General features: G+C 56.8%; 23 protein-coding genes and 2 pseudogenes. 12 read left to right on the top strand and 13 right to left on the bottom strand.

Annotation, left to right across the window (positions count from 1 at the left end):
- From tssH to RR51_RS12310, 13 genes are all read right to left on the bottom strand, one after another.
- Entirely contained in the window at positions 1-2,598 is a 2,598-nt protein-coding gene (tssH, locus tag RR51_RS12365; protein WP_015270494.1) for a type VI secretion system ATPase TssH, read from the bottom strand.
- A complete protein-coding gene (gene tssG / locus RR51_RS12360; protein WP_015270493.1) occupies positions 2,595-3,665 on the bottom strand; it encodes a type VI secretion system baseplate subunit TssG in 1,071 nt (356 codons plus the stop codon). Before tssG ends, tssH begins: the two co-directional genes overlap by 4 nt.
- On the bottom strand, positions 3,629-5,449 hold the full coding sequence (gene tssF, locus RR51_RS12355; protein ID WP_013972750.1) for a type VI secretion system baseplate subunit TssF: 1,821 nt from the start codon (positions 5,447-5,449) through the stop codon (positions 3,629-3,631). Before tssF ends, tssG begins: the two co-directional genes overlap by 37 nt.
- Positions 5,449-5,931 carry a type VI secretion system baseplate subunit TssE gene (gene tssE, locus RR51_RS12350; protein ID WP_013972749.1) on the bottom strand — a complete coding sequence of 161 codons (483 nt, stop codon included), beginning with the start codon at positions 5,929-5,931 and terminating at the stop codon, positions 5,449-5,451. Before tssE ends, tssF begins: the two co-directional genes overlap by 1 nt.
- 26 nt (positions 5,932-5,957) lie before the next feature.
- Entirely contained in the window at positions 5,958-7,460 is a 1,503-nt protein-coding gene (gene tssC, locus RR51_RS12345) for a type VI secretion system contractile sheath large subunit (protein ID WP_039613672.1), read from the bottom strand.
- 14 nt (positions 7,461-7,474) lie between these two features.
- On the bottom strand, positions 7,475-8,014 hold the full coding sequence (tssB, locus tag RR51_RS12340) for a type VI secretion system contractile sheath small subunit (protein ID WP_012272397.1): 540 nt from the start codon (positions 8,012-8,014) through the stop codon (positions 7,475-7,477).
- A 64-nt stretch (positions 8,015-8,078) separates the two neighbouring features.
- Positions 8,079-8,828 carry a hypothetical protein gene (locus RR51_RS12335; protein WP_024087178.1) on the bottom strand — a complete coding sequence of 250 codons (750 nt, stop codon included), beginning with the start codon at positions 8,826-8,828 and terminating at the stop codon, positions 8,079-8,081.
- Between the two features lie 438 nt (positions 8,829-9,266).
- The gene (locus RR51_RS12330; RefSeq protein ID WP_039613671.1) at positions 9,267-9,836 is read right to left on the bottom strand and encodes a hypothetical protein; all 570 of its coding nucleotides are present in this window, start codon (positions 9,834-9,836) and stop codon (positions 9,267-9,269) included.
- A gap of 27 nt (positions 9,837-9,863) precedes the next feature.
- Entirely contained in the window at positions 9,864-10,364 is a 501-nt protein-coding gene (locus RR51_RS12325) for a hypothetical protein (RefSeq protein ID WP_052261059.1), read from the bottom strand.
- Between the two features lie 40 nt (positions 10,365-10,404).
- On the bottom strand, positions 10,405-10,707 hold the full coding sequence (locus tag RR51_RS12320; protein ID WP_024087174.1) for an immunity protein Tsi6 family protein: 303 nt from the start codon (positions 10,705-10,707) through the stop codon (positions 10,405-10,407).
- Position 10,708: 1 nt separating this feature from the next.
- Complete coding sequence (locus tag RR51_RS29185; protein WP_082044690.1) at positions 10,709-10,891, bottom strand: polymorphic toxin type 46 domain-containing protein; 183 nt, start codon at positions 10,889-10,891, stop codon at positions 10,709-10,711.
- Between the two features lie 133 nt (positions 10,892-11,024).
- The gene (locus RR51_RS12315; RefSeq protein ID WP_065110705.1) at positions 11,025-11,567 is read right to left on the bottom strand and encodes a hypothetical protein; all 543 of its coding nucleotides are present in this window, start codon (positions 11,565-11,567) and stop codon (positions 11,025-11,027) included.
- A 10-nt stretch (positions 11,568-11,577) separates the two neighbouring features.
- Complete coding sequence (locus RR51_RS12310; RefSeq protein ID WP_039613669.1) at positions 11,578-12,594, bottom strand: hypothetical protein; 1,017 nt, start codon at positions 12,592-12,594, stop codon at positions 11,578-11,580.
- Between the two features lie 319 nt (positions 12,595-12,913).
- Between RR51_RS12310 and tssI the strand changes: the two genes are divergently transcribed.
- The 12 genes and pseudogenes from tssI to RR51_RS29170 all read left to right on the top strand — a co-directional run bounded on the left by tssI (position 12,914) and on the right by RR51_RS29170 (position 25,340).
- Positions 12,914-14,767: a type VI secretion system tip protein TssI/VgrG gene (tssI, locus tag RR51_RS12305; RefSeq protein ID WP_039613668.1), complete on the top strand. Its 1,854-nt coding sequence runs from the start codon at positions 12,914-12,916 to the stop codon at positions 14,765-14,767.
- Positions 14,768-14,777: 10 nt separating this feature from the next.
- Complete coding sequence (locus tag RR51_RS12300) at positions 14,778-15,362, top strand: hypothetical protein (protein WP_039613667.1); 585 nt, start codon at positions 14,778-14,780, stop codon at positions 15,360-15,362.
- Positions 15,363-15,397: 35 nt separating this feature from the next.
- Positions 15,398-15,865: a DcrB-related protein gene (locus RR51_RS12295; protein WP_003260502.1), complete on the top strand. Its 468-nt coding sequence runs from the start codon at positions 15,398-15,400 to the stop codon at positions 15,863-15,865.
- 6 nt (positions 15,866-15,871) lie between these two features.
- The gene (locus tag RR51_RS12290) at positions 15,872-20,095 is read left to right on the top strand and encodes an RHS repeat-associated core domain-containing protein (RefSeq protein WP_236693265.1); all 4,224 of its coding nucleotides are present in this window, start codon (positions 15,872-15,874) and stop codon (positions 20,093-20,095) included.
- Between the two features lie 11 nt (positions 20,096-20,106).
- On the top strand, positions 20,107-20,760 hold the full coding sequence (locus RR51_RS12285) for an Imm26 family immunity protein (RefSeq protein WP_039613666.1): 654 nt from the start codon (positions 20,107-20,109) through the stop codon (positions 20,758-20,760).
- Between the two features lie 336 nt (positions 20,761-21,096).
- Positions 21,097-21,462, top strand: a complete 366-nt coding sequence (locus tag RR51_RS29180; RefSeq protein WP_201775109.1) for a hypothetical protein — start codon at positions 21,097-21,099, stop codon at positions 21,460-21,462.
- A gap of 137 nt (positions 21,463-21,599) precedes the next feature.
- Positions 21,600-22,400: a hypothetical protein gene (locus RR51_RS12275; protein WP_039613664.1), complete on the top strand. Its 801-nt coding sequence runs from the start codon at positions 21,600-21,602 to the stop codon at positions 22,398-22,400.
- A gap of 126 nt (positions 22,401-22,526) precedes the next feature.
- A pseudogene (locus tag RR51_RS12270) lies at positions 22,527-22,783 on the top strand (HNH/ENDO VII family nuclease); the annotation flags it as partial.
- Positions 22,784-22,836: 53 nt separating this feature from the next.
- On the top strand, positions 22,837-23,556 hold the full coding sequence (locus tag RR51_RS12265) for a hypothetical protein (protein WP_039613662.1): 720 nt from the start codon (positions 22,837-22,839) through the stop codon (positions 23,554-23,556).
- Positions 23,557-23,871: 315 nt separating this feature from the next.
- Positions 23,872-24,210 carry an imm11 family protein gene (locus RR51_RS31810; RefSeq protein ID WP_330218088.1) on the top strand — a complete coding sequence of 113 codons (339 nt, stop codon included), beginning with the start codon at positions 23,872-23,874 and terminating at the stop codon, positions 24,208-24,210.
- 201 nt (positions 24,211-24,411) lie between these two features.
- Positions 24,412-24,624: pseudogene (locus RR51_RS29175) on the top strand (IS3 family transposase); the annotation flags it as partial.
- A gap of 149 nt (positions 24,625-24,773) precedes the next feature.
- Complete coding sequence (locus RR51_RS29170) at positions 24,774-25,340, top strand: hypothetical protein (protein WP_082044689.1); 567 nt, start codon at positions 24,774-24,776, stop codon at positions 25,338-25,340.
- Positions 25,341-25,609 lie beyond the last annotated feature (269 nt).

The raw sequence follows: 25,609 nt of genomic DNA, 5'->3' as shown, positions 1-25,609 counted from the left end.
TCAGGCCACGCGATAGGCGAAATCGCCATCGCTGCCCAGCTCGATCGCAAGACGCTGGATCGGCGTGTCCTGGGCCATGCGCTCGAGCACGCGCTGGGCGAGCTCGGGCATCAGGGTCTGGGACAGGATGTTGTCGATGTTGCGCGCACCGCTGTCGACCTCGGTGCAGCGCGCGGCGATGGCCTTGACCAACGCCTGGTCGTAGCTGAGCTCGGCCTGGTGGTTGCGGGCGAAGCGCTTGGCGATGCGTTCGAGCTTGAGGGCGACGATGCGCTCGAGGATCTGGTCCTGCACCGGGTAGAACGGCACGATGCTCAGGCGGCCGAGGAAGGCCGGCTTGAACACATGGTTGAGCTGGTCACGCAGGTCTTCGACGATCGCTGCGGGCGTCGGTAGCTCGGTGGCGTTCAGGCAGGTCTGCATGATGCGCTCGGTACCGGTATTGGAGGTGAGGATGATCACCGTGTTGCGGAAATTGATCTCGCGGCCTTCGCCATCGTCCAGCACGCCCTTGTCGAATACCTGGAAGAACAGTTCGAGCACGTCGGGGTGGGCTTTTTCCACCTCGTCGAGCAACACCACGCTGTATGGCTTGCGGCGCACCGCCTCGGTCAGCACGCCGCCTTCGCCATAGCCGACATAGCCGGGAGGCGAGCCCTTGAGGCTCGAAACGGTGTGGGCTTCCTGGTACTCGGACATGTTGATGGTGATGAGGTTGCGTTCACCGCCGTACAGGGTATCGGCCAGGGCCAGCGCGGTTTCGGTCTTGCCGACGCCGCTGGGGCCGAGCAGCAGGAACACACCGATCGGTTTGTTCGGGTCTTCCATGCGTGCGCGGGAAATCTTGATGCGCTTGCCGATCTCGTGCAGGGCGTGGTCCTGGCCCAGCACGCGCTCACCAAGCAGGGCCGGCAGGCGCTGCACGGTGTCGATCTCGTCACGCAGCATCTTGCCCAGCGGGATACCGGTCCAGCCGCTGATGACCTGGGCGATGGCGCCGCTGTCGACCAGGGCATGGACCAGGGGCTGGTCGCCTTGCACGCGGGCCAGTTCGGCACGCAGGGCGTTGAGCTGCTTGGCATCGGCCTCGCTGGCGGCGTCCAGCGCCTTGAGCTGTTCGACCAGTTCCAGCTCCTGTTGCCACTGCGTGTTCAGCTGCTGCTCCCGCTGCTGCTCGGCCTGCAGGGCAGCCTGCAGCTCGCCCAGGCGGCGAGTGTGGTCGTGGCCTTTGCCTGCTTCGTGGCCGAGCACGGCGATTTCGGCCTGCAGGTTGTCGATCTGGCGTCGGCAGTCTTCCAGCGCACCAGGTTGCGACGATTGCGCCAGGGCAATGCGTGCGCAGGCGGTGTCGAGCACGCTGACCGCCTTGTCGGGCAGCTGGCGGCCGGTGATGTAGCGGTTGGACAGGCGCACGGCCTGCACCAGCGCTTCGTCCATCACCGCTACCTTGTGGTGTTCGCGCATCTTGCCGAGCAGGCCGCGCAGCATGTGGATGGCCTTGTCTTCGTCGGGTTCCTCCACCTTGACCACCTGGAAGCGGCGGGCGAGGGCGGCGTCCTTCTCGAAGTACTTCTTGTATTCGGCCCAGGTAGTGGCGGCGATGGTGCGCAGCTCGCCACGGGCAAGGGCCGGCTTGAGCAGGTTGGCGGCATCGTTCTGCCCGGCCTGGCCACCGGAACCGATCAGGGTGTGGGCTTCGTCGATGAACAGGATGATCGGGTGCAGGCTGCGTTTGACCTCTTCGATCACTGCCTTGAGGCGGTTCTCGAACTCGCCCTTGACCCCGGCGCCGGCCTGCAGCAGGCCCAGGTCGAGGGTGTGCAGGGCCACATCCTTGAGCACCGCCGGCACGTCACCTTGGGCGATGCGCAGGGCCAGGCCTTCGACCACGGCGGTTTTGCCGACCCCGGCTTCGCCGGTGAGGATCGGGTTGTTCTGGCGGCGACGGGTGAGGATGTCGACCATCTGCCGTACTTCGAACTCGCGGCCCAGCACCGGGTCGATGCGGCCTTCGCGGGCGCTCTGGGTGAGGTTGACCGTGTACTGGTCCAGCGCCGGAGTCTTGCCGCCGGCCTTGCTCGCACTGTTCACTGGCGCCGCCGGGCTGGCCAGCGGGCTGGCCTGCCGGGACTCGGCGCTGCCTTCCACCAGCGCCGCAAGGTTCAGGCGCAGGTCATCGGCGTTGATTTTCTCCAGCTCCGGCGCCGAGGCGATCACCACGCGACGCAGTTCGGCATCATCGAGCAGGGCCTGCAGCAGGTGAGCGCTGCGCACCTGGCCGACGCCGTATTCGATCGACGCCAGCAACCAGGCCTGTTCGATCATGCGGGTGATGTGCGGCGACAGCGCCGGGGTGCGGGTATTACCTTTCTTGAAGGTGCCCAAGGCCGTGACCAACTGCGCCTGCAGGCGCTCGGCGACTACTTCGTAGTGGCGCAGGATTGGCGCCAGGTCGCTGTCGCTGTTGTCGAGCAACTGCAGCAGCAGGTGCTCCACCTCCACGTCGTAATGGTGCTCCGACAGGCACAGGGCCGCCGCGCTTTCCGTGGCCGTGCGGCTGGTTTCGTTGAGCTTGGCGAACAGAGACTTCAGGTTCACAAGGCGACCCCATCGTAAGGAATGTGGAAGACGGCGCAACGCGAAGGCTCCGCGTCACGACCAGGGCGTTTGAGCCAGCCCAGCCAGCCCAGGGCGACATTGCCACTGCGGCCCAGCTGGGCGCGTGGCACCGCCTCGCGCTTGAGGCGCGGGGCAATTTCGAAATCCAGTTCGGCGCCTATATAGAAGCGCACCAGCTCGACCAGCTTGCGGTAGCACGCGGTGCCCGGCTGGAAGCGCTGGTAATCGGCCAGGCTTAGCGGGCCCAGCTCGATGCGGATGCACGACTGGTAGTCCCAGACCCGGTTGCCGGCTACGGCGCTGTGGCCGAGCTGGGCATTGCGGCGGCCGAGCTGGGTGCATTGTTCGGGCTGCAGGTGCAGCCAGCGCCCGGCGAACTGGCGGACCTTGATCGGCAGCGAGAAATAGAAGCCGAGCATGCGTTCGAGGTTCAGCGCGTTGCGCGGCTTCTGGCTGAGCAGGCCGGCAAAGTAGCTGAACAGCTCGCGGCGCAGCGCGGTTGGTTGCTGCTCGAACTTGAGTTGCTGCGCGCGCGGGCCGAGGCCGACCAGGTTGAGCAGGTAGCCATCGAAGCCCGAAGTGCCATTGCGCTCGTGCTCGATATGAAATTTGTACTTCTGCCAGGCTTCGTAGAACAGCGTGGTCATGCGGTGCGAGAAGATGTCGAGAAACGCGTGGGCGGCATCGTCGCGATACTGCACGTGGCGCTCCAGCAGCAGCTCGGTATACGGGCGCGGCAGTACGCCTGACGGCCCGACCAGGCCCATGAAGGTGACCTGCACTTCCGACAGCGGCAAGCCGGCCGGCGACACCTTGCCTTCGCGCTCGAAGTGCAGGTCGCTGACCTCGCTGGCCGGGAACGCCAGCGACAGCTGGGTACGAAAACGCAGCGGGTCTTCGTGCGGCCGGGTTGCCAGGTCCATGCGCCCGGTACGGCTGTAGTGCAGGCGGAGCAGGCGCACCAATTGAAAGAATTCGAATCGGTGCGGCTCGGCTCGGGCCTGATCGATCAGACCAGGGGCTGATCGCCGGTGCGTGCTGGCCATTGGACGACTCTCTTTTCTCGTTGTTGGGTGCGCAGGGTCAGTTGGGTGAAGCTGTTCATCGAGCAGTACTGGCCGAAGAAGTGGTCCAGCACCATGCCGAACAGGTACACGCCACTGCCGATGAACTGGCTTTCATCCAGGGTCAGCGTGATGCCGACGCCACGTACGAAGTTCGGCCGCGGGTGGCCGATGCGTGCGACCACCGGCTCGCTGCTGATCGCCTTGATGCCGTTGATCTGTTTGCGAATGGCGGAAACATTGCGGTAGTTGTACAGCGACAACAGCTCCAGCAGCACTTCGCGGCCCTGGCTGACCAGCGACATATGGTTCAGCGACAGGTGGGCGATCAACCGCCAGATCAGGCCCTTGCCCAGGGGCACACGCACCGTGGCGGTGGGCTTGCGCAGGCAGCGGATATCCTTGATCACCGAGTTGGCGGGAATGTTGAAGTCACCACGTTCGCCCCCGAACGGCAGCATCAGCGGTACATCGCGGTTGCTGCAGGTAAGGCCGATGCTGAGGGTGTCGCTGCTGGCGTCGATCAGCTCCAGGTCGCGGTCGACCACGCGGATGCTCATGGCGGTGGCGTCACCCTGGATGCGCCGGCGCGCCACCCAGAAGCTGCTGTGCGGGTCCTGCTCGCCACGGGGTTCGAAAAACGGGTGGCAGGTGGCGACCTGGTCGATGCCGCCGAGTTTGCGCACCCGCCGTACGCGGTCGATCGAGACGACTTCGGCAGCGTTGTGCAGCCGTGTATCGGGAGTGACCGGGTATTCGTGCTGGGTGTGGGTCAGCTTGATCGGCTCGGCTTGCTGGCGGAACAGGTTGATGATCGGTGTGCAGTTGAGCTTGAAGTTGTTGCGCCCGATGTTCTGTGTCAGCCGCGCCAGGCGCTCGCTGAGGTCGTAGTCGGAGAAATAGAAGTTGATTTCGACCTGTTCGATGGCCTTGCCCTGCAGGATGCGGGCAAAGCCGTTCAGGTCGAAGAACATGAACTTGTCGGGGAAGGTGAAGTACTCGTGCAGCAGGCGGTAGCCCAGGAACGAGCGCTCGGAGTAGTCCACCAGGCCTTCGTCACGGGCGTAGCCCACGGCTTTCAGGGCATCGGCCGGCAAGGCCACTTCGCGGCTGCGGCCCTGGTCCTGGAAGCTCAGGGTGGCCTTGGCCAGGTTGTTGAACAGCAGCTCGTACAGCTGCAGCATCAGGGTCGCCTCGCCGTCGAGGAAGAACCGCAGGCGGTCCAGTTCCATCTGCCCGAACAGGGCATCGCCGGTGGCTGCCAGGCGGATGCGCAGGCGTGCGACCAGGTCGGCGCTGTGGCCGTTGAAGGCCGAACGCTCCAGTTCGGCGAACGAGGCCTGCTGCACGGCAATCGGCCACAGCTCAACCGGGTAGCAGGTGCGGAACTTGCACACCACACCTTCCACGGCATTGGCATGCATCTCGGTATGGCGCGCCACCCGGTAGGCTTCGGTGACTTTCTCGTGCTTGCCCAGGCTCAGCTCGGCAATCGACATCGATGGGGTAGGGCGCAGGTAGTGTGGGTACAGCACCTCGAGGAAGGATTCGACAATTTCCGGAAACTCGTCATCGAGCTTCTTGTGCACCCGCGCAGACAGGAACGAGAACGCTTCGATCAGGCGCTCGGTGTGCGGGTCTTCGCAGTTGTCGCCCTCGATCAACAGCCGCGAAGCGATTTTCGGGTACTGCGCGGCAAACTCCTGGCCGAGGAAGCGCAGGTGCGACAGTTCCTTTTCGTAGTAGGGCAGCAGTTCGTCGAGCATCAGTTGAGGTTCTGCACTTTGTATTCCTGGGTGTTGACCTGCAGCACGGCGTCGAATGACACCTGGCGGCTGATGTCCTGCAGACGCAACACGGCGTCCACGCGGAAGGTCAACATGCGGTGGCCGTTCTGCTGGGCCAGCAGCTGCACGCGGACACGGCGAAAGCGCCGGTCCCCTGTGCTGATCGCCCGCTCCAGTTGCTGCTGGATCAGGCGCCGATCATGCGGGTCGAGCACGCTGCGGCTGATGAAGTCGGGCATGCCGTATTCGAGGATGGAGCCACCGAGCTGGCTGTAGCCCTCCAGCTCTTCGGCGACCAGGCTCTGGCGAGTGTTCACCAGTACCTCCAGGTCACGCACGATGCTGGCCTTGTACTCGCTCAACGAGCAGGTGCGTTGCACGGCTGGCTCGGCCGACTGGTACGGACGGTCGTCCAGCAGTCGGTCGAGCAGCGAGGGCAGCAGGCGGGCCTGGTTACTCATGTGTCATCCCTGTACACACCGGCCTGTCAGCCGCGCGCGCCCTGTGGCAGCTCGGCAACCAGGCGCAGCGAAGCGGTCAGCTCATCCAGCTGGTAGTGCGGGCGCAGGTAGGTCACGGCCTTGTACACACCTGGCTTGCCCGGCACTTCGAACACCTCGGCGCGGGCTTCGCGCAGCGGGAACTTGGCCTTGGCTTCCTGGCTGGCGGTGTCGTCGAGCAGCACGTAGCTGGCCAGCCACTGGTTGAGGAAGCGCTCGACATCCATGCGCGAGGCGAAGCTACCGATCTTGTCGCGCATGATGGCCTTCATGTAGTGGGCGATGCGCGAAGTGGCGAAGATGTACTGCAGCTGGGCCGACAGGCGCGCGTTGGCGTTGGCGATGTCGGTGTTGTACTGCTTCTGCTTCTGCGCCGACTGGGTGCCGAAGAACGCGGCATAGTCGGTGCCCTTGCAGTGCACCAGGGGAATGAAGCCCAGGTCCGACAGCTCTTTTTCGCGGCGGTCGGTGATGGCGATTTCGGTCGGGCACTTGAGGGCGATTTCGCCGTCGTCGGTCTTGAAGGTATGGGTTGGCAAACCTTCGACCAGGCCGCCACCTTCGACGCCGCGGATGGCCACGCACCAGCCGTAGCGGGCGAAGGCATCGGTAACGCGGGTGCCGAGGGCGTAGGCAGCGTTCATCCACAGGTACTTGTTGTGGTCGCGGCCATCGACGCTTTCGACGAAGTTGAATTCTTCCACCGGGGTGGTATCGGGGCCATACGGCAGGCGACCGAGCACGTGCGGCAGGGTGAGGCCGACGTAGCGCGAGTCTTCCGAGGCGCGGAACGACTTCCACTTGGCGTATTCGACGGTGTCGAAGATCTTTGCCAGGTCACGCGGGCCGGACATCTCGGTGAAGGAGTCCCAGCCGAACAGCTCGGGGGAGGCGGCCGAAATGAACGGGGCATGGGCTGCTGCGGCGACATGCGAGATCTCCTCCAGCAGGTACATGTCTTCGGGGTTGCGGTTGAACTCGTAGTCACCGATCAGCATGCCGAAAGGCGCGCCGCCGAAGGTGCCGTACTCTTCTTCGTAGACCTTCTTGAACAGCGCGCTCTGGTCGAATTCGCTGGCGGCCTTCAGGTCGCGTACCAGGTCTTTCTTCGAGGCATTGAGCAGGTGGATCTTCAGCGTGGTGCTGGTCTCGGTCTGGTCTACCTGGTATTTCAGGCCGCGCCAGGAGGCTTCCAGCTGCTGGAACTCACGGGCGTGCATGATTTCGTTCATCTGCTCGGAAAGCATCGCGTCGATCTCGGCGATACGCGAATCGAGCACGGCGATCAGGTCCTTGCTCGGGGTCATCTCACCCTCGAGCACCTGGTTCACCAGTTCGCCAATCAGGTCGCGGGTGCGGTTGCGCTCGGTGTCGGAGCGGGCCACGCGGCTTTGCGAAATGATGCTGTCGAGCAACGATGCCTGTGGCGCGAAGTTTTCCACTTCGACCAGTTCGCCGGCCTGTTGCGGTGCGGTTTGCTTGTCGGTCATGTTCGGGCTCCTGCTCAGGCGCGATCGCTGCTGGATGGGTCTTTCACTTCGGCTTCACGGCCGAATTCCTTGCCCAGGGTCTTGAGCTTCTCGGTGTTCTGCAGCACGTCCATCAGCAGCTCTTCGAGCTTGTCGTTGCCGCCCATCTTGTTACGCAGGTCGGCCAGCTTGTTGCGCACTTCCAGCAGTTTGCGCAGCGGCTCCACCTGCTTGACCACGTTCTGTGGCTCGAAGTCTTCGAGGCTGTTGAAGTTCAGCTCCACGCCCAGCTGGGTGCCGTTCTTGGCCAGGGTGTTGTCGACGCGGTAGGTCAGGCGTGGCTTGATGCCCTTGAGCACGCCGTTGAAGTTGTCGCGGTCGATGAACACGAACTTGCGGTCCTTGAGCTTGGGCAGGGGCTCCAGCGGGTTGCCGGAGAAGTCGCCCAGTACGCCGACGACGAAGGGCAGCTCCTTTTTCTCGATGGCATCGCCGATGTCCACGTCGTAGGTGATATGGACCCGAGGCGCGCGAACGCGGTCGAGTTTGTGCTGAGTGCTTTCCTTCTTCGCCATCGTGTTCTCCAGTGCGAGCAATTCGCTGCGAATCATTGCGCGGCCCGTTGCCGGGCGCTGCGCGTTACAGTCCTTCGATCGTCAGCAGCAGGCGCTGACGGATTTCGTCGTTCATTTCCAGGATGTTGTCGCGGCCCACCAGTTCTTCGAAGCTGGTGTTGCCGGCAATCTGCGTGCTGCTGCGGATGACCGAGTCGTCGGGCAGTTCAGAGCGCACCGGCGAGCTGATGACGCAGAACGGCAGGTCGCCAAAGCCCTTCAGGCGTTCGAAGCTGAGGCTGTAGCGCAGGCCCTCGAACAGCCGGCCAAGGCCAGGCGACTTGCTCAGGCAGTAGAACAGCACCAGGTAGTGCACCACGAAGCGGTACAGCTCGGCGCTGCTGCGGTTGGGGTCTTTGATGACGTTGCGAAACCGCGCCAGGTCGAAGGCGTGGAAGCCCACCACCCAGCGGGTCGGGCTGGTGATGCGGATGACCTGGCCGCTGTGTTCCAGGGCCTTGTCGTATTCCAGCGGGAACAGTTCGGGGGTAGTGCTGATCAGGTTCAGCGGTACTTCCAGCTCGGTGACCAGCTGGAACGGCGCGGCCGAGCCGATACGTTCGTAGAGTTCGACCAGGGCCTGGAAGTGGCCCTGGGTTTCGCGCCCGCTGCTGCGCTGGGCGCCTTGCAGGTATTCGCCAAACAGGGTTTGCGGACGGATCAGCGGTGCCACCGTGGCGAGGTAATCCGCCGCCTGCGCCTTCAGCGCATCGGAGATCGCCCGCGTCTGGCTACGCAGCTTGATCAGTGCTTCGACATCAAATGTCTGTGTCATCGGTGCATCGTCCATGTGCCTGCTTGATCGTCCTGAAACGCCAATGGCGTGGACCTGAAATTGCGCCTCTCGACGGCGGCAAACTTGAGTGCTGGCACATGAATATCGTGTTGCCAGCAATGCCGAGTAGGGCACCTCGCGGTGGAAGAAGTTCCCGCGAGGGGGGCGATTTTTTCCCTGTTTTGTGATGTGACGCAATGATGGCGCCATGCCATTGGTAAAGGGTTTCGAGTACGGGAAATGGGGCTTTGGCCCCTAAAGTCAGGGGGCGGAAGTACTAAAAGGTCGGTAAAAACTGGCGTAAAAAGTTTTTTTCAAAAAGTGAAGCGGGTCTCATTTCTTGGCTTCGAGCTGATGGCATTCGACTGTCATCGCGACACGTTTCAATGATGGCAATGCGACGGAATATGCCGCGCCAAAGCGGTTTGGCATGGGTTGCTACAGCGGCTTTGCAGCGGCCATGCGACCCTCGATTCCCCACTCCCGCAACCACCCGAGCAAGGCGTGTAATTCATCGGTGGCCTCGATCAAAAGCGAGCCGTTTTCATACAGGACGGCATCGCTGAGCGTGCCCATGCCGTAGGGCATTTCGAGAACGCTCAAACGAACCTGCTCGGGGTCGCTGTGCACCCGTGAGTGGTAGCCTAGGAGCGTGTTGGCCCAGCTTGAGTAACCACCATCGCGCAGCAGCAAGGTTGCTGCTCGTGCCAGTACCGCCGAGATTTCGGTCAGATCCCAGGTGCAGGGGGCAGCCGTGCCTCGCTGGGTGCCAGGTTGCATCATCAAGAGGTGGTCCAGTTCGCGGCGGCGGCATCGGACGACCATGGGCAGTGCAGCCGATGGATCCTGTAGCCATGCCGTGTATCGGGCCTTGTCGATACAGTAATACTCTTCGTAATCGGCCAGTGCGTTGCTGACCGGGATCGACAGATAGCACTGCTGTGAAGTCAGTTCTATCCCTAGCGAAAAGCGGTGCTCGCGGCTGGTGTAGGTGTCGTTGAATTTCATACTGGGAAGCGCCTTCGAGTTAAGCAGCTAGCGGCCATCCACCTGGACGCAGATGTTCTGCTTGCCCACGATCTTGCATGGCCAGTTATCGTTGATGTAGCTGTCTGGCGTGAAGCACATGCGCTCATCGTTAACCCAGAACATTTGCCATCCAGAACCCGAGATGCGCAGCTTGGGGCACGACCAGTAGCCTTTGGCGGAGAGTGTGGCAGTGGTCAGCGCGATCATGACAGGCGCTACGACCATGAGTGCAACCGTCAATTGCATAGAGCGTAGTTGGAACGCGTAGAGCCAGGACTTTTTGGGCGGGTCGAATTTCTGACCGGTCCAGGCGGCGATCAAGCATCCCGCCACCAATATCGGCGTGAACGGCAATGCCGCGATCGAGAAGAATGACATCAGGGGCGTTTCCACGACCGGTGCATGCCTCCAGATACGACCGTAAAGCGGGACGATTTCAGTCCAGAGCACGTAGACGCCAAGTGCCCCTACGGCCAGTAGGCAAAGGGCCAGGCCAATGCCCGCCAGTTTGGCTGAATGCTTTTGGCGGTCCGCGTCCCCTCGGTAGTTATTTTTCTCCAGGCAGGCGAATCTTCAGGCCGTTGGCGGATTGCTCTGCAATGTAATAAACATGAAGCAATGCCTCGGCGAGGGCTTCGTCCGTGGGTTCAAATTCTTTAGCCGCGATAGCACCAATCGTCAGTCTGTGCAGCTTCGATTTATCCTTCTCCGTACCGTCGAACACGGCCCTGATGTACTTTAACTGATCGATGACGGTGGCGTAGACAGGAAAGCCAGGGATGCGATTTTGGCGGTCAATGGCGAGTGCGAGCGCTTTGTCTACATACTCGAGTGGTGTAGTAGGTTTCATGTTAATCACCTGGGCTTACCAACTTGAATGTAGTGATCCGGCTTGAAGCACACCCGGTCATCATTGACCCAGAACAACTGCAGCCTGGGGCGCTTGGCCAGGTAGGAGAGTACCACATGCTTTGCCGGCCGCCGGGCACCTGGAATTGCCAAAGTGTCTTGCCCCGGTTGCGCTTACGGTAAATTCAGATCTCCAGGCGGGCAACTTCGCAACGCCCAGAACTTGGCCCGCTTTTGATCGATAGGTCGCTTTAAAAATCGGTAGGGGTAGATGTCGGCCAGCAATTCATCACTACTTCAGATCCTCCTTGGAAAAATTTATTCATTCATATTTATACATAACTTTTTGCCGTCTGTCCTCTTGCAAGGCCAGTTGTTTTCTGTATAGCTGTCAGGTGTGAAGCAGAAGCCAGGGTGGCTTACCCAATAGGTCTGCCATGCCGAGCCTGACTTTTTCAGTTGAGGGCAGATCGTATAATCTAGCGTGTTGAGCGCTACCGTGGTGATGATGGCGGCCACAGGAGCAAGTATAATCAATGAGTAGACAGAGGCTTTCATCATTCCGGTCTGAAATTGCGCAAGGCCGGATTTGCTGGAGGGGGCAAATTTTTTACCTGTCCATATTGCGAATGCGCTGGCGACGGTGCAGGCGAGCATGACAGGGGGCGCCATGAGCAAGCCAAAAGCCATATAAGGAACTTCAATGGCAGAAGCTCGGCGCCACAGTTGTCCGTAAATTGGCAGTACGTGTGCAATCAGCCAATAGGCGGAGAATATGCCAACGCTAGCGCAAATCAGAAAAGTTAATGAAGCGAGTAACCTGAATTTTATGGATGCAAAAAATGGAGGGTTGGTTGTCATGATTGCAGGCTCAAAACTTAGGAAAATTGAAGTTCGGAAGACGAGGGAGGTTGGGCGCTTTTGGCCAGTTAAAGTCTGGACTGTTTGGGATAAAGTGGGTTGGCACTTTCTTTAGTAGCCATGATTTCGCTTCGTCGAAGGCCGTGTCAATAACGGCGTCGGCTACGCTATTGATGAATTCGTTTTTATAACGCTCAAGGGCATGTCTATCTATTGGCTGAATTTTTTCAGTCATTAGTCGAACATTATCAATGGCGTAATTTAAGCTGGCTTTAACAGTCGCTTTTATCTCAAGGTCGTTGTCTATCGCATTGAGGGCAATGCCTACAGCGAAAATCACTGCTGCCCCGGCAACCAAAGGCATCGCTGCGCTGGCTGTAACGCCGGCAACAAGCGTAGCAACCGCATAGCCAATGACAGATCCTATGCCTGCTTTTACTAGCTCGACAAAAACGCCACCTAAAAGATCTGCCACCGTAGCCTCGTCGCTAAACACCCACTCAAGCACCTCGATGCCGACGGCCACGTAACACGAGAGCCTAAATCCGGCAAGGGAAGATCCTCGGATACCGTATTGCCCAATACCGAATTCAACAAGTTGTGCATTGCGAATACCGTATCGAGTACCCCTTAGAATTTGCCGAAGGCCCGGCCGTCCTGTTAGTATGACATACCGTTGGCCTCTGTAAGTACTGTATCGGATCTCAGTTCCGAAACCCCCGATGTTTCTTAATAGCGATGTAAGGTCATGGGCATCATTTACTGCTAAGAGTACGGGTGAACCCCAACTGGTATTTACCAAGCGATGAATGCTATCGTTGTACAGCGGTTGGGTTGCCCCCCGTAAACCATCCAAAATCGCATTTTGTGAGCGGGAGCACACTTTTAGAGGTGTGCATGGACCCTGCCGCTTCTCATTAGAGGATACTAGGTGAATGGCATCTTCGCGGCTCATGATCACCATTTCTGTACGATTTTCATCGATTTGCTTGTCCAGCTGAGTTAGTTGGGTGCTATTCAAACCCATTGTCCACTCCCTGTGTCGTTTGCGATGTTGGCATGTATTTCCGGAGGATAAGGTGCCTCCGGCGAAGCTGAAAGTCAAAGAGGCATATTGCCATCATTTGCGTTGCGTTACCTATGCTTCCAACGCCGGAAATCTCCGGTGAATCTCAACATAGCGGTCCAATCCCCCGATATGTAAGATCTTGTGACAGCAGTTGAGATTTTCTGCTTCTCATGCCATGGTGCGACACGCAGCAGGGTGGCTCAGTGCCACCATTTGACAGCCGAACCTTGTAGCGTTTTGATGGGAAGATTTTCAGCTTAGTGCAGGAAGCAAGAACATGATGACGGACGCCCTCGAGCAGATGCTTTCTCAGCATCGACGCCTGATTACTTTTGACTCTCCTCTTCCAGTCGACCAGGAGCTACAGCTCCTCAGTTTCACAGGCCATGAGGCGATGTCGGAGCTCTTCTATTTCAATGTTGAGCTCATTTCCCAAGATGCTCGGATCGAGCTGAAAAAGCTCATAGGCAAGAAAGTGACAATGGGTATCGAGCTGGCGGATGGGAGCACCAAGTACATCAGCGCCCATGTGTCGGACTTCGTTCATACTGGCGCCGATGCTGGAGTGGCCAACTACAGTGCGGAGCTTGTCCCTTGGCTGTGGATCCTCAGTCGACGTCGCGATTCGCGTATTTTTCAGGACAAGACAACTGAGCAAATCGTCAAGGAAGTCTTCGCTTACTACCTGACGTTGGCTGATCACGAGTTTCGATTGAGTAAACCACTCAAGCCTATCAGCTTCTGCACCCAGTATCAGGAGTCGGACCTTAACTTCGTCTTGCGCTTGCTTGAGCAAGAAGGGCTGTACTTCACCTTTCAGCACAGTCAGGAAGGGCATCGGATGATCATCAGCGACGACAGCAGCGTTCTGACGCAGCTCCCTGGTCAGCCTGTCATCCGTTATCACCGTGCGTCGGTCACCGAGACAGAAGACTCCATTACCGCCTGGTCGTCCAGTCGTCGCTTCCAGCCGACACAGCTCACCCTCAAGTCCTTCGACTACAAGCAACCCGGTAATCCACATCTGGTTAAGCTCGAATCAATAAACCAGCAGGGCGAGGTTGGCCGGTTGGAGGTCTTTGAGTACGAAGGTCTTTATGGGTATGCCGATGCTGATGAGGGTATGCGCAAGGCACGTCATCGTCTCGAGGCAATGGAAGTCCAAGGCAAAATCTTCAGCGGCAAGAGCAATTGTCGCGCATTGGAGCCTGGGTATTACTTCGAGCTTTCGCAGCACTACGACCATGACAACGATCCCCAAGATGAACGTCAGTTTCTCATACTCTCGGTCAAACACTGGGGTCAGAATAACTACAGCAGTAATGGCCAAGCCGGTTATCAGAACAGTTTCACCTGCATTCGCCGGAAAATCCCGTTCAGGCCAAGCCTAAACACCCCTCGCGGCTTAATCAGTGGCCCGCAAACAGCCATCGTCGTCGGCCCCCCCGGCGAAGAGATCTACACCGATGAACTGGGTCGGGTGAAATTGCAGTTCCACTGGGACCGCAACGGCGAGTTCAACGACCAGAGTTCCTGCTGGGTACGCGTCGCCCAATCTGGTGCCAGCGGTGGCTTCGGCAGCATCCAGATCCCACGCGTCGGCGACGAAGTGGTGGTGGTGTTCCTCGACGGCAACCCCGACCGGCCGCTGATCATGGGCAGCCTGTACAACAGCACCAACACCCCGCCATGGTCGCTGCCAGCGAACAAGACCCAGAGTGGCTTCCTGACCCGGTCGATGAAGGGCGACGGCGGTACCGCCAACTTCTTCCGCTTCGAGGACAAGGCCGGCGCCGAGCAGATCATCATGCATGCCGAGCGCAACATGGATACCGAGATCGAGCTGGATGAGACCCATGATGTGGGGAACAACCGCACGATTACAGTAGGTGGCACGCACACCGAAACGGTCAAGAAAGACACCGTGGTGCAAGTGACCGAAGGTTCCTACACCCTGCAGGTCGACAACCAGTTCATACAGGTGGCCGCCAAGCAGCACATCATTCTGCAGGTGGGCGACAGCAGCATCACGCTGACCCCGGAAGGTATCGAGATCAAAGGTAAGGTCATCGTGACCACCAGCACAGACACCACCCAGATCACTGGTGCCGCGGTGCGGATCAACGACTGAGGCAAGGTTCATGTACAAGCCCTCGATCTACGATCGCATCTCTGCCAGGCGCGAAGCGCAAGAGGAGGCTGCGCGGCTGGCCAGGTTGGCGGAAGCCGCTCATGTGCCTGAGCCTGTGCCCGAGCCGGAACCGGTGCCAGCCGCGTTGCAGGATGTGGGCAGCGGTTTCACCTTCGCAGGTTTCACTTTGCAGTTTCCGATCGGTTTTCGCTTTCGCGACATCCAGACCACCATCGAGCATGAAGGCGAGCCGATCAGCCTCAGCATCCGCCGCCGTGATGTACGCGCCAGGCAACCGCTGGAGCAATTGTTCGAGGGCGCGATCCAGGCCTTGCGCGAATTGAACCCGCAACTGCGCGTGATTCGTCAACGTGATTGCCTCCTGGCTGGCAACCCGGCCAAGGTCCTGGATTTCCACTTCAATGCTGGCCACGAGCCCCGGCACGGTCGCCTGGTCGGCGCGCTGGTGCCCATCGCCGGCAGCGAGTCGCTGCAATGGCTGGATATTTCCAGCGTGATCGACCCAAGCAAGCCGGGCCTGAGCCAGTGGCTGGCCGAGTTCGACCGCATGCTCGATGGCTTCGCGCAGGGCTGAACCCCGATTTTTTCGCTATCAGGAATTTTCATCGCATGGATTACGAGTTGCAGGAAGGCGGCATCGCGCTGCCGGCAGGTTTCGAGGACCGCACGGTCAACATGTTCGTCTTGGGTGCCAGTGTTCCAGCACCGTTGAGCATCACCATCTCGCGTGACACCTTGCTGCCGGACGAAGCGCTGCAGGCCTATGTCGATCGCCAGGTGAAGATGCTCACCTCCAAGCTGCGTGGTTACACCCGCATGGGCAACAAGGCCGTCTCGCTCTCGGCTACCGCACCCATTGCCGGCATCCAGATCGACGCCTACTACATGAACCAGGGCCGCCCGCTGTATCAGCGCCAGGCCGCTTTCATCATCAGCCCCGGGCGTGCCCTGATCTTTTCCACCACCGCACAGGCCGACTTCAGTGCCCAGCAGAACCAGGACTGGGACAACTTGCTGGCCAGCTTCACGCCGCGAGCCCCGTCCGTAACCAGCGCCGAGTCCGGCGAACAGGAGTAACCCCTCATGTTCGAAGCGGCCAGGTTCGGCGACGAGATATCGCACACCAGCGCGCTGGGGGGCTTCCTGATCGGGGCAGCCCTGGGCATCGCGCTGGTGGCCACGGTGGCCATCGCCACCTTCACCTGTGGGTTCGGCGTGGCCTTGCTGGCCGGCCTCGCAGCCGGCATCGGAGGCAGCTTGCTGACCGCCGCCGGAGAGGCGATAGGCAGTATGTTCTCGTCCCCCTCAGGGACGATAACCACTGCCTCACCCAACGTTTTCATCAACAGCCGCAAGGCCGCCCGCGTCGAAAAAAGCATCGGTGCCTGCGACAAGCACCCAGGGCCGGTGCAGATTGCCGAAGGCTCGACCAACGTCTTCATCAACAGCGTCGCGGCTGCACGCAAGGGCGACAAGCTGACCTGCGGCGCGACCATTTCCGGTGGGTCGGACAACGTCATCATCGGCGGTGGCACCTACCGCTATCTGCCAGTGGATGACGAGATCCCGGAGTGGCTGCGCACCACCGTGGATGTGCTGATGGCCATTGCCGGTGCCGCTGGCGGTATTGCGCAGCTGATCAAGGCGGGTACCCAGGCCGGCATGAAAGCCATAATGCCTTGCGCCCTGAAGTTCACCGCCGGCTTCGTCGCCGGCGAGGTGGCCAGCCGCTACGTGGTCGAACCCGTCGCCCGCAGGGCCATCGGCGGCCTGGTCGGCAACCCGGTCGACCTCACCACCGGCCGCAAACTCATCCCCGACGAAATCGACTTCAGCCTGCCTGGCCTGATGCCGATCGAGTGGTCGCGCTTCTACGCCAGCGACCTGACTGTCGACAGCGTGCTGGGCCGCGGCTGGGTACTGCCCTGGGAGCAGAGCCTGCGCCGCCAGGGCTCGTTCATCTACCTCACCGACAACCAGGGCCGCGAAATTCCGTTCGTGACCTTGCAACCGGGCCAGCGCATCTACAACCCGCACGAACAGGTGTACCTGGTATGCACCGAGGGCGGCCACTACATCCTGCAAACCCTCGACAACCTGTTCTTCTATTTCGGCGAAGTGCCAGACACCAACAGCGAAGTGCCGCTGCAACGCATCGAGAACGCCCTCGGCCACTTCCTGCATTTCACGCGCACGCCCGACGGTACGCTGACCGACATCAGCGCCACCGGCGGTACCCGCGTGCACCTGCACTACGACAACCCGCTGGGTCGCCTGACCGACATCAAGCGCGTGGTGAACAACCAGGCGGTGGAAACGCTCACCCAGTACCGCTACGACGAACACGGCCAACTGAGCGCGGTGATCAACCGCAACGGCGACACGGTGCGCAGCTTCAGCTACGCCGAAGGCCTGATGGTGACCCACAGCAACGCGCTGGGCCTGGGCTGCCACTACCGTTGGGAAACCCTCGGCGACAAGCCGCGCGTGGTCGAGCACTGGACCAGCGATGGCGAGCACTACCACTTCCGCTACGACCTAGACGCCCGCACCAGCTGGGCCACCGACGTGCTCGGCCGCGAGCTGGAAGTGCAGTACAACGCCGACCACCGCGTGCTCGCCAGCCGTGACTACGGTGGTGAACGCTACGCCATCGAGCTGGACGAGCAGGGCAACATGGTTGGCCTGGATTTGCCGGACGGCAACCGGCTCGCCTTCAAGTACGATGAATACGCCCGCCTGCTGGAAGAAACCGACCCGCTGGGCCGCAAGACCACCTACGAATATCACCACCTGACCACGCTGGTGACCCAGGTCAGCTATCCGGACGGCAGCACCTGGCGAGCGCGCTACGACGACAAGGGCAACCTGCTCGCCGAATACGATACCCTCGGCCAGATGACCGAGTACCTGAACAGCGATGACGGCCTGCCGCATACCATCATCGATGCAACTTACAAGTCCAAGTACCTGTGGTGGAACACCCTGGCCCAGGTCGAGCGTTATCAGGACTGCTCGGGCAAGAGCACCTGGTACCGCTACGACGAGCGCCAGCACCTGGTGGCGGTGACCGATGCGCTGAACCAGACCACCACGCTGGAGCGCAAGCCCGACGGTGAGGTGCTGCGCATCAGCCATCCGGACGGTACTGCGGAAACCTTCACCTACAACGTCTATGGCCAGGTAATCAGCCACACCGACGGCAAGGGCCAGACCACACGCCTGATGCGTACGGCGCGTGGCCTGCCGAGCAGCCGCCAGGATGCCAAGGGCCAGCGGGTACGCTACGAGTACGACAAGGCCATTCGCCTGACCGCGCTGGTCAACGAGAACAACGCCACGTACAGCTTTGCCTACGACGCCTCGGACCGGCTGACTGAAGAAGTGCGGGTGGATAACCTGACCCGGCGTTTCAGCTACAACGTCGGAGGCCATCTCACGCGACTGGATGAGATTGGCTACGGTGAAAACGCCGAACGCCCGGAACGTCATACGCTGTTCGAGCGCGATGCCATTGGCCGGTTGGTCGCCAAGATCAACCGCGATGCGAGCCAGACCTTCGCGTACGACGGCGGAGACCGGTTGCTGAGCATCGAGCGGCAGCCGACCGGGATCGGCAAGCAGCTTGGGATCAGCGAAGAAAAGCTGGAGTACGCCTACGATCTGCTGGGACGGCTGACCAAAGAAGTCACCCCTGACGGCACGCTCGGCTACGAGTACGACCCGCTCGGCAACCTGACCACCCTGAGCCTGCCGGACGGTCGCAAGGTCAACCACCTGTACTACGGCAGTGGCCACCTGCACCAGCTGAACCTGGATGGCCAGGTTATCAGCGATATGGAGCGTGATGACCTGCACCGCGAGGTGTACCGGACTCAGGGCAAGCTCACCAGCTGCTTTGGCTATGACGCCATGGGGCGCAAGGCTTGGCAGTTTGCCTCGAACTTGCCGGCCGACAAACTCTCGCAGGTGCACAACACCGGTATCAATACCTCGTTGCTGGTGGAGCATGCGTACAACCCGATCCACCGTCGCTATCAGTACGACCCGGCGGGTGAACTGGTGCGCACGCTGGACAAGCTGCGTGGCGAGATGAAGTACGAGTACGAAGCTAACGGCCAGTTGCGCAGCCGCGATACCGGCTCACTGGTGGGTAGCGAGGAATTCCGCTACGACCCGGCAGCCAACCGCCTGGACTTCAATGCGCGGCAGTTCGACAAGGTCAAGGACAACCGGATCAAACAGTGGCGGGATCAGGAGTACCGCTACGATCCGTGGGGCAACCTGGTCGAGAAGCGCTCGGGGCACAGCAAGCTGCAGAGCTTTGCCTATGACTGCGAGAACCGGCTGGTGCGGGCTGAGACATTGGTCAATGGCAAGCTCGAGAGTACCGGGCACTACCGTTACGACAGCCTGGGGCGACGGGTTGCCAAGCAGTCGGAAATCAACGGCGAAGTCGAGCAGAAGCGCTTCCTCTGGCAAGGGTTGAGGATGCTACGGGAGGAGACGCCGAGGCAGAGCATTCTGTACCTGTATGAGCCGGGTAGCTATGCGCCGTTGGCGCGGGTTGATCAGGCAGAAGGGGAAGAGCAGCAGGTTTACTACTTCCATACTGACCAGATTGGTACGCCGCTGGAACTGACGGATAGCGACGGGCAGATTGTTTGGCAGGCGACTTATCGTTCATGGGGCGAAATAGAAACTTTAAGTGTCAATGACATTGAACAGAATCTGAGGTTTCAGGGGCAGTACTTCGATAGTGAAGTTGGACTTCACTACAATACCTTCCGGTATTACGATTCTGAGGCGGGAAGGTATATCAGTCAGGATCCAATTGGGGTTGATGGCGGTTTTAATCTTTATTTTTATGCCGACAATCCTGTCTCATGGGTTGATCCGTTGGGGTGGGTGGCTGAGACTGCTCCTGGTTATTTTGTTTATGCACTGTATGACAAGGGTGTAAAAGATCCATATTATATTGGCATAACGGATAATGTTACTAGGCGCCGTGGTGAGCATGTGGCGAGCGGGCGACTCAATGGAGGAAAAATGAAAGTACTCGATCGTAATGTTACTTACGGTCAGGCCCGAGGCTATGAGCAAGCTTATATTGAGCACCACGGAACTAAAACCGGCATCGTAGGGGAGCAGATTTCGGATACAAACAGGGGTAATAAAATCAATTCCTATGACCATCAAAGCAAGACGAGAGCTGCAGGGCGACAGCAGTACTTTGAAAATAGCTTTAATGAAAAATCTGCTAGTCTTAACGGGCGGAAATCAACACCTAATGCAACGGCCTGTTGAGGAGTTTAGTTATGGGGTGGTGGAGCGCGCCGGGACATGATGAGATCGTTGTCGGAGATATACCTCTAGACCTAGTTGGCAAACTTCTAGAGGAACTGCAGGTGCTCTATATTGAGTCTCTGGGCAGAAGGCCTAAGCTCGAAGAAATAAGGTATTTGATTGATTTGTCAATTAAGGTAAATGGCCCCAGCTTGTTTTGTGGGGAGGATTTGAAAAGTCATTCGGAGGATGTTGGAATGGGCAAAGGCAAAACTAAAAAATATACGGCTGGCGATGTTCTTTCGTTTAAAATCGCTGACGGCTTATACGGCTTTGCAAGGCTAATTAAGCAAATAGAGCTGGGCTACGTTTCTGAAATTTTTGCCGAAACATCTTCCTCGCCGAGAGAAGAGTTGGGTAAGTTACAAACCATTAAGCAGTTTCCGGTCATTCTCGATACATTTTCCTTGCTGGAGATGGGCGAGGGTGAGTGGGAAGTGGTTGGACATCTGGAATTGGGTGAAGATGACAGGGTTGAAGGGTTGAGGTTTGTGTTTGGTACACCTCCTTATGATTTGAAAAGCATTGATGTTAATGAGAATGAGAAAAAGATCTCGGAGCAAGAGGCAATGGGGTTGTTCCCTTACGAGCAGATGGGGGATGAAGATGTAAAAGAGTTGTTCTGAGGTCGGCGAGATTGGGGCGGGGTGAGGTTTACTTAGGTTCTTTAACAATACACGCTTTCGAAGTGGCTGCCAACTTTGTTTCGGTCACTTCGCTTTCAGTGTTTTCTCCAGGTTCGATCAGTCATAAGGTATGCTTAAGCTTCACTGTGATGTCTTTGATCTTTGTAGCTATAATTGTGATCGGCAGCACAGTAGGTTACGACATCTAATCATGGGCGCTAAGTCCCGCACACTAATCCCGAGGTTTAGTTACAGCGCTTCCAGAACGCCGTCAGCCACTTCCTACACTACCATCTCCGTTACAACTTCGACGCCCGCAGCAGCTAGGCCACCGACGTGCTCGGTCGCGAACTGGAAGTGCAGTACAACGCCGACCACCGCGTGCTCGCCAGCCCGATCACATGGGTTGACCCCCTTGGATTCGCTGCATGCCCTATGCGAGAGGTTAATGGAGCAAAAATATTCGGCAAAGGTCAAAAAGATGGGACTCTGGGGCATGATCAGTTCTCCGAGGCCATTGCTAATAAGCTGGCAATGAGCGGTAAGTTCAAAGAGATATTTTTGAATAGGTCGTACAGTTTCGCTAATGGTAAAGGGGTAACAGGGCGGCGCCCAGATATTATGGCTATTGATAAGTCTGGAAAAGTTCATGCAATCGAACTGGCCTCTAAGATTGACATGGGGAAAAGTTACCTTCATTGACGGTGCGGAATCAGACTGGGATGGGTAAACTGCCGAGTTCCGGCAAGGAAACATTATTGTGTTGAATCATCCTTATAATACTTCAAAGATAAAAAGTGTTCTAGGCAACTTAATTGATAGTATATAGGTGCGATGATATGTGTGCGGCCAATGCGATGGCAATTTACGGTATCGAAAAGATCACTCCCGAATTCGTATATGAATTGGGCGTGCGTTTCTTTAAAATTATAGGGTTGGACATTACGACATCAGGATATTATAAATATCGAAAAGATAGATCGGGAGAAGATATTGACTTTGTGGAAGTTTCTTTGGCTGATTTGAGCAGGGAGGTTAAGTCCGGGAGGGCTACATCGTTCAGGCTCTATTGCGAAAGTGAAAATGGTTTTCTTTGGGATGCATCTTTTGGATATTCGACAACGGACTTTGGGGGCTTTTACCATATTGATGCACAGGGCTTGCCCTCAAGCTTTGGGGAGGAGGAGTTTTTAGAGTTTATTGATGGTGTTTGTTTGTTCGGCTCGTTGGATTATGCAATATTTTATTCTGTGGATGATGTTTCTGAGGGGCTTTATTACGCAGGCGGCGAAAACTTAATCAGTGTCTATAACTATGAGAATCTTACTCTGTTTAGCAGGGGGACAGGTGGCAGATTCAAGGGGGTGGAGCGATATAAGAATGAAATGCTAAGAATGGTATATCCCATAAATGTGGTAAATGAGGGGCATCTGAAATTGCAGGTGGGCCCCTATAGTCTCCGAGATTGGATTTTAAGCGATAGTCGGCATGGCGTTCTGAAATTAAGTGCAAATGATATGTGGGTTTGGATGGTTGAGGGTAAGAATCTGGAGCATGTTAATAAAGAGCTTGGTGGAGAAAGTGTTTTGATCTCTTGGAAATCTTCACGCTCCTCAAGGAGGGCTAAGTTATTGCCATGAATTTTCTATGATTTGATGTCGGTTGGGTTTGAAAAAAAGTGAAGAGGTGGCTGATTAAATGTGCGCCCATGTCTCTGATTAATTGCCTATTTTTTATTGTTTGACTGCATTTGGATATGCGCCGGACAAGGAAAGCTAACTAACTGCTTTGGTTATACCCGATGGGGCGTAATGCTTGGAAATACGCCTCGATGCTGCCCGCCGACAAGCTCTCTCAGGTGCCCAACACCGGGATCAATACCTCGCTGCTGGTGGAGCATGCCTACAACCCGATCCACCGCCGTTATCAGTACGACCCGGCCGGTGAACTGGTGCGCACGCTGGACAAGCTGCGTGGCAAGATCAAGTACGAGTGCGAAGCTAACGGCCAATTGCGCAGCCGCGGAGGGCGTGAGGTATAGGCAGGACGTAGGGCCTGATTATGAATGAGGTTGGTATGTTCTCTAAAGATGACTTATTGCAGTCCTTTGCTTGCGTGGATGAATACGCTGGTTGCTATTTTTTTCAGCACAAGCTTCCAAAAGTGGTTTATGAATATTGTTTAAAAAGTTCAGATAGGAAAGATTTGTTGGTTATATCTGAGGGCGTAAGTGACAGGGCGTTCTCTGTGGAAGTTGTTGAGCAGGCGCCTGACTCTTTGAGCCAGGATAAGACTACAATATTCGATATTGCTCCGAATAAGTATGGCTTTACTCATGTGTTGATTGTGCCCAATACTTATCACGGAAGCTTGAAAGGACGGCTGGACGGTAAGCGAGAGAACTTGTATCTTTGTATTCCTATACATCGGTGTGAGTTTTCGGGAGGCGAATCTGAGGGTGAGTTTAAAGAAATTATTCAGCGTATGGTTCCTATTTTTCGTTGGAATAGGAGTGTTTGTCCTAAGATTAAAGTTTATTTTGATAATCCGGGGACTGAAGCCGGCACTGATGAAGTTGGCGTATTGATGAAGTACCCTACACTCTTATCAGAGATCGAGGATCTCAATGGTGTAGTTAGTGGGTTCGTTGAGATTACAAACTATAAGGGCGAGGTGGTAGAAGTCCTTTCTCCAAAAAAAGAGGTGTTTACTCTGGTTCGTAACCGGAAAGATGAAGAAGTGCTCACGCATTCTAAATTGGTCGAGGCTTTGAATGGTTTTGTTCTTGCTGGATGATGGGGTTTACTAGGCAGAAGGTTCTGGGCTTGGCGGTCATTAAAATGTAAATTCTAGGTGACGACCGCTGGCTTTGAGGCGGTCGTATGTTTTGCTTTCTATTTTAATACTGGCCCTGGCGAAATTGCCGATACGATTACAAAATACAGATCCTAGGCCAAAAGGCACCTGCTCGACATGCTAGGAGGAAAGTCGGTTTCTGTGATTTAGGATAAAAAGGTTCACGCTCTTAAGTCTGATTTTTTCTTGACAACTTCCGGTGCTTTTTTTTGTATCTCAGGAGTTTAAGGTTGTTCTTGGGGGCTAAATACTAACCTGCAGTTTTCCCCTGCGGATGTAAAGCACTCTAATGGAAAACCTACGGTCAAAACGTATTATTTTATTCACGTTAATGACAGGTGCGCATGCTTTGACTACGGGCTTTCGGAGTACTCTGGCAAGTCTTTGGTTATGAGTAAGATTCAGGCCGGTGAGCTGGCGGCTGATTACAAGGTCCGAGGCGTAAAGAAGATGTGTATTGATGAGACAAAGACTGGTTCGCTGGACCTTTTCTTTGTGGCAGGTGTGATCTGGATCGACCCTATTGTCTCAGAGATATTGGTGCGTAAAATTGAAAGCAATAAATTGCTGGTCAGATTCAGCGCTATTGGGTAATTGAAAGCTGATAAGTTACTTGTGCGTGATTTTCTATATGAGTCGTTTATAGTTGGGTGGAATAACGTACAGTTCGGGATGACTGAGTAGAAGCCAGAGTACGCCTACGACCTGCTGGGGCGGCTGCCAAAGGAGTTACCTCGGCTGTACGGCTATCACAAAATTCACGATGACCTGCGACTGTGGGCGAAATCGGGTGGAGCGCTTGACAACGCTGTAGCCGAGAGCTTTTTCCAGCTTTTGAAGCGGGAGCGAATCCGACGAAAGATCTACGGAACGCGAGACAAAGCCCGAAGTGATATTTTCGATTTTATCGAAATGTTCTATAACCCTAAACGCCGACACAGCAGTGCTATGCAGCTGTCTCTAGTAGAGTACGAGAAACGATATTTTTTGAGCTTGGAGATTGTCTGAGAAAGCAGGGGGGATTCAGCTCCCTCAAAAGAGTATGTTAAAAATTTCTCATGCCGGACAAGGCTTGGGAAAGATGTAACTATTGGTGAGGTCCTAACTAAGTCGCTTGGCAAAGACAGTGGTAACAATACTGCAGGAGGATGCGAGTAATGAAGCGGAGTGCGTTGATAGAGCTGTATGCTCCAGGTATAGTATTGTTTGATCCGGTACAGTTTGCAGTTTTCATAAAAAGCAAAGGGTTAACAGATACAAATATCTTTAATGCTTTTTTGAAAGACGAAGCACTTGGGCGGCAGGCGGTTGAACAGGGGGTGGTTTTTCCTATATACCAAGTTTCGGAGCAAGAATACTCTGTTTTTACAGAGTGTCAAAATGTGGGGGTGGATTATTTGCCTGAGCCGGTATTCGTGTATTCAGGACTTCCTTTGGTAATAGTTTCTGGTGTCCTGATTGTTTCGGATCTCAATGCGCTATTTGACTGGGATGAAGATTTTTTCCTAAATTACAAAGCCGAGTATGCTTCGCGACTTCCGAGTAATGATTATATTGATGTTGAGTCTGGTATTTATAGTTTGTCCATCAAGGGATATGCAGGGCTTCGTGAATATGGTTCGGAATACGGATATGGACTCGAGTTTGTCTCTGTCCCAGTTCTGCCAGTAGTTGCTGATGGTTCCGATGTGAGTCATCTTGATTTTGAACTGGTTGCTCGTTGAGTTTTAAAATGTGATTGAGCTGCTTGAGCTGGGCTGTGGTCGTTATTTTTCCTGATGATTTAATGCTTCGAGGGCGTAGATCTTTAAAAACATGATCGATTCAGTGGGGCTGATTTAGCCCCATTTCTTTTTAGTTATAAAGGCAAATGACCTGGGGCATTGGGTTTGTCCGATCTATTGACCGAGCCATAACAGCGATGACGGCCTGCCGCATACCATCATCGACGCGACCTACCAGTCCAAGTACCTACGGTGGAGCACCCTGGCAC

The sequence above is a fragment of the Pseudomonas sp. C5pp genome (genome assembly GCF_000814065.1).
Classification (GTDB): domain Bacteria; phylum Pseudomonadota; class Gammaproteobacteria; order Pseudomonadales; family Pseudomonadaceae; genus Aquipseudomonas; species Aquipseudomonas asiatica.
Note: the sequence above shows the minus strand (reverse complement) of the source record. Positions and strands in the feature narration are given on the sequence as shown.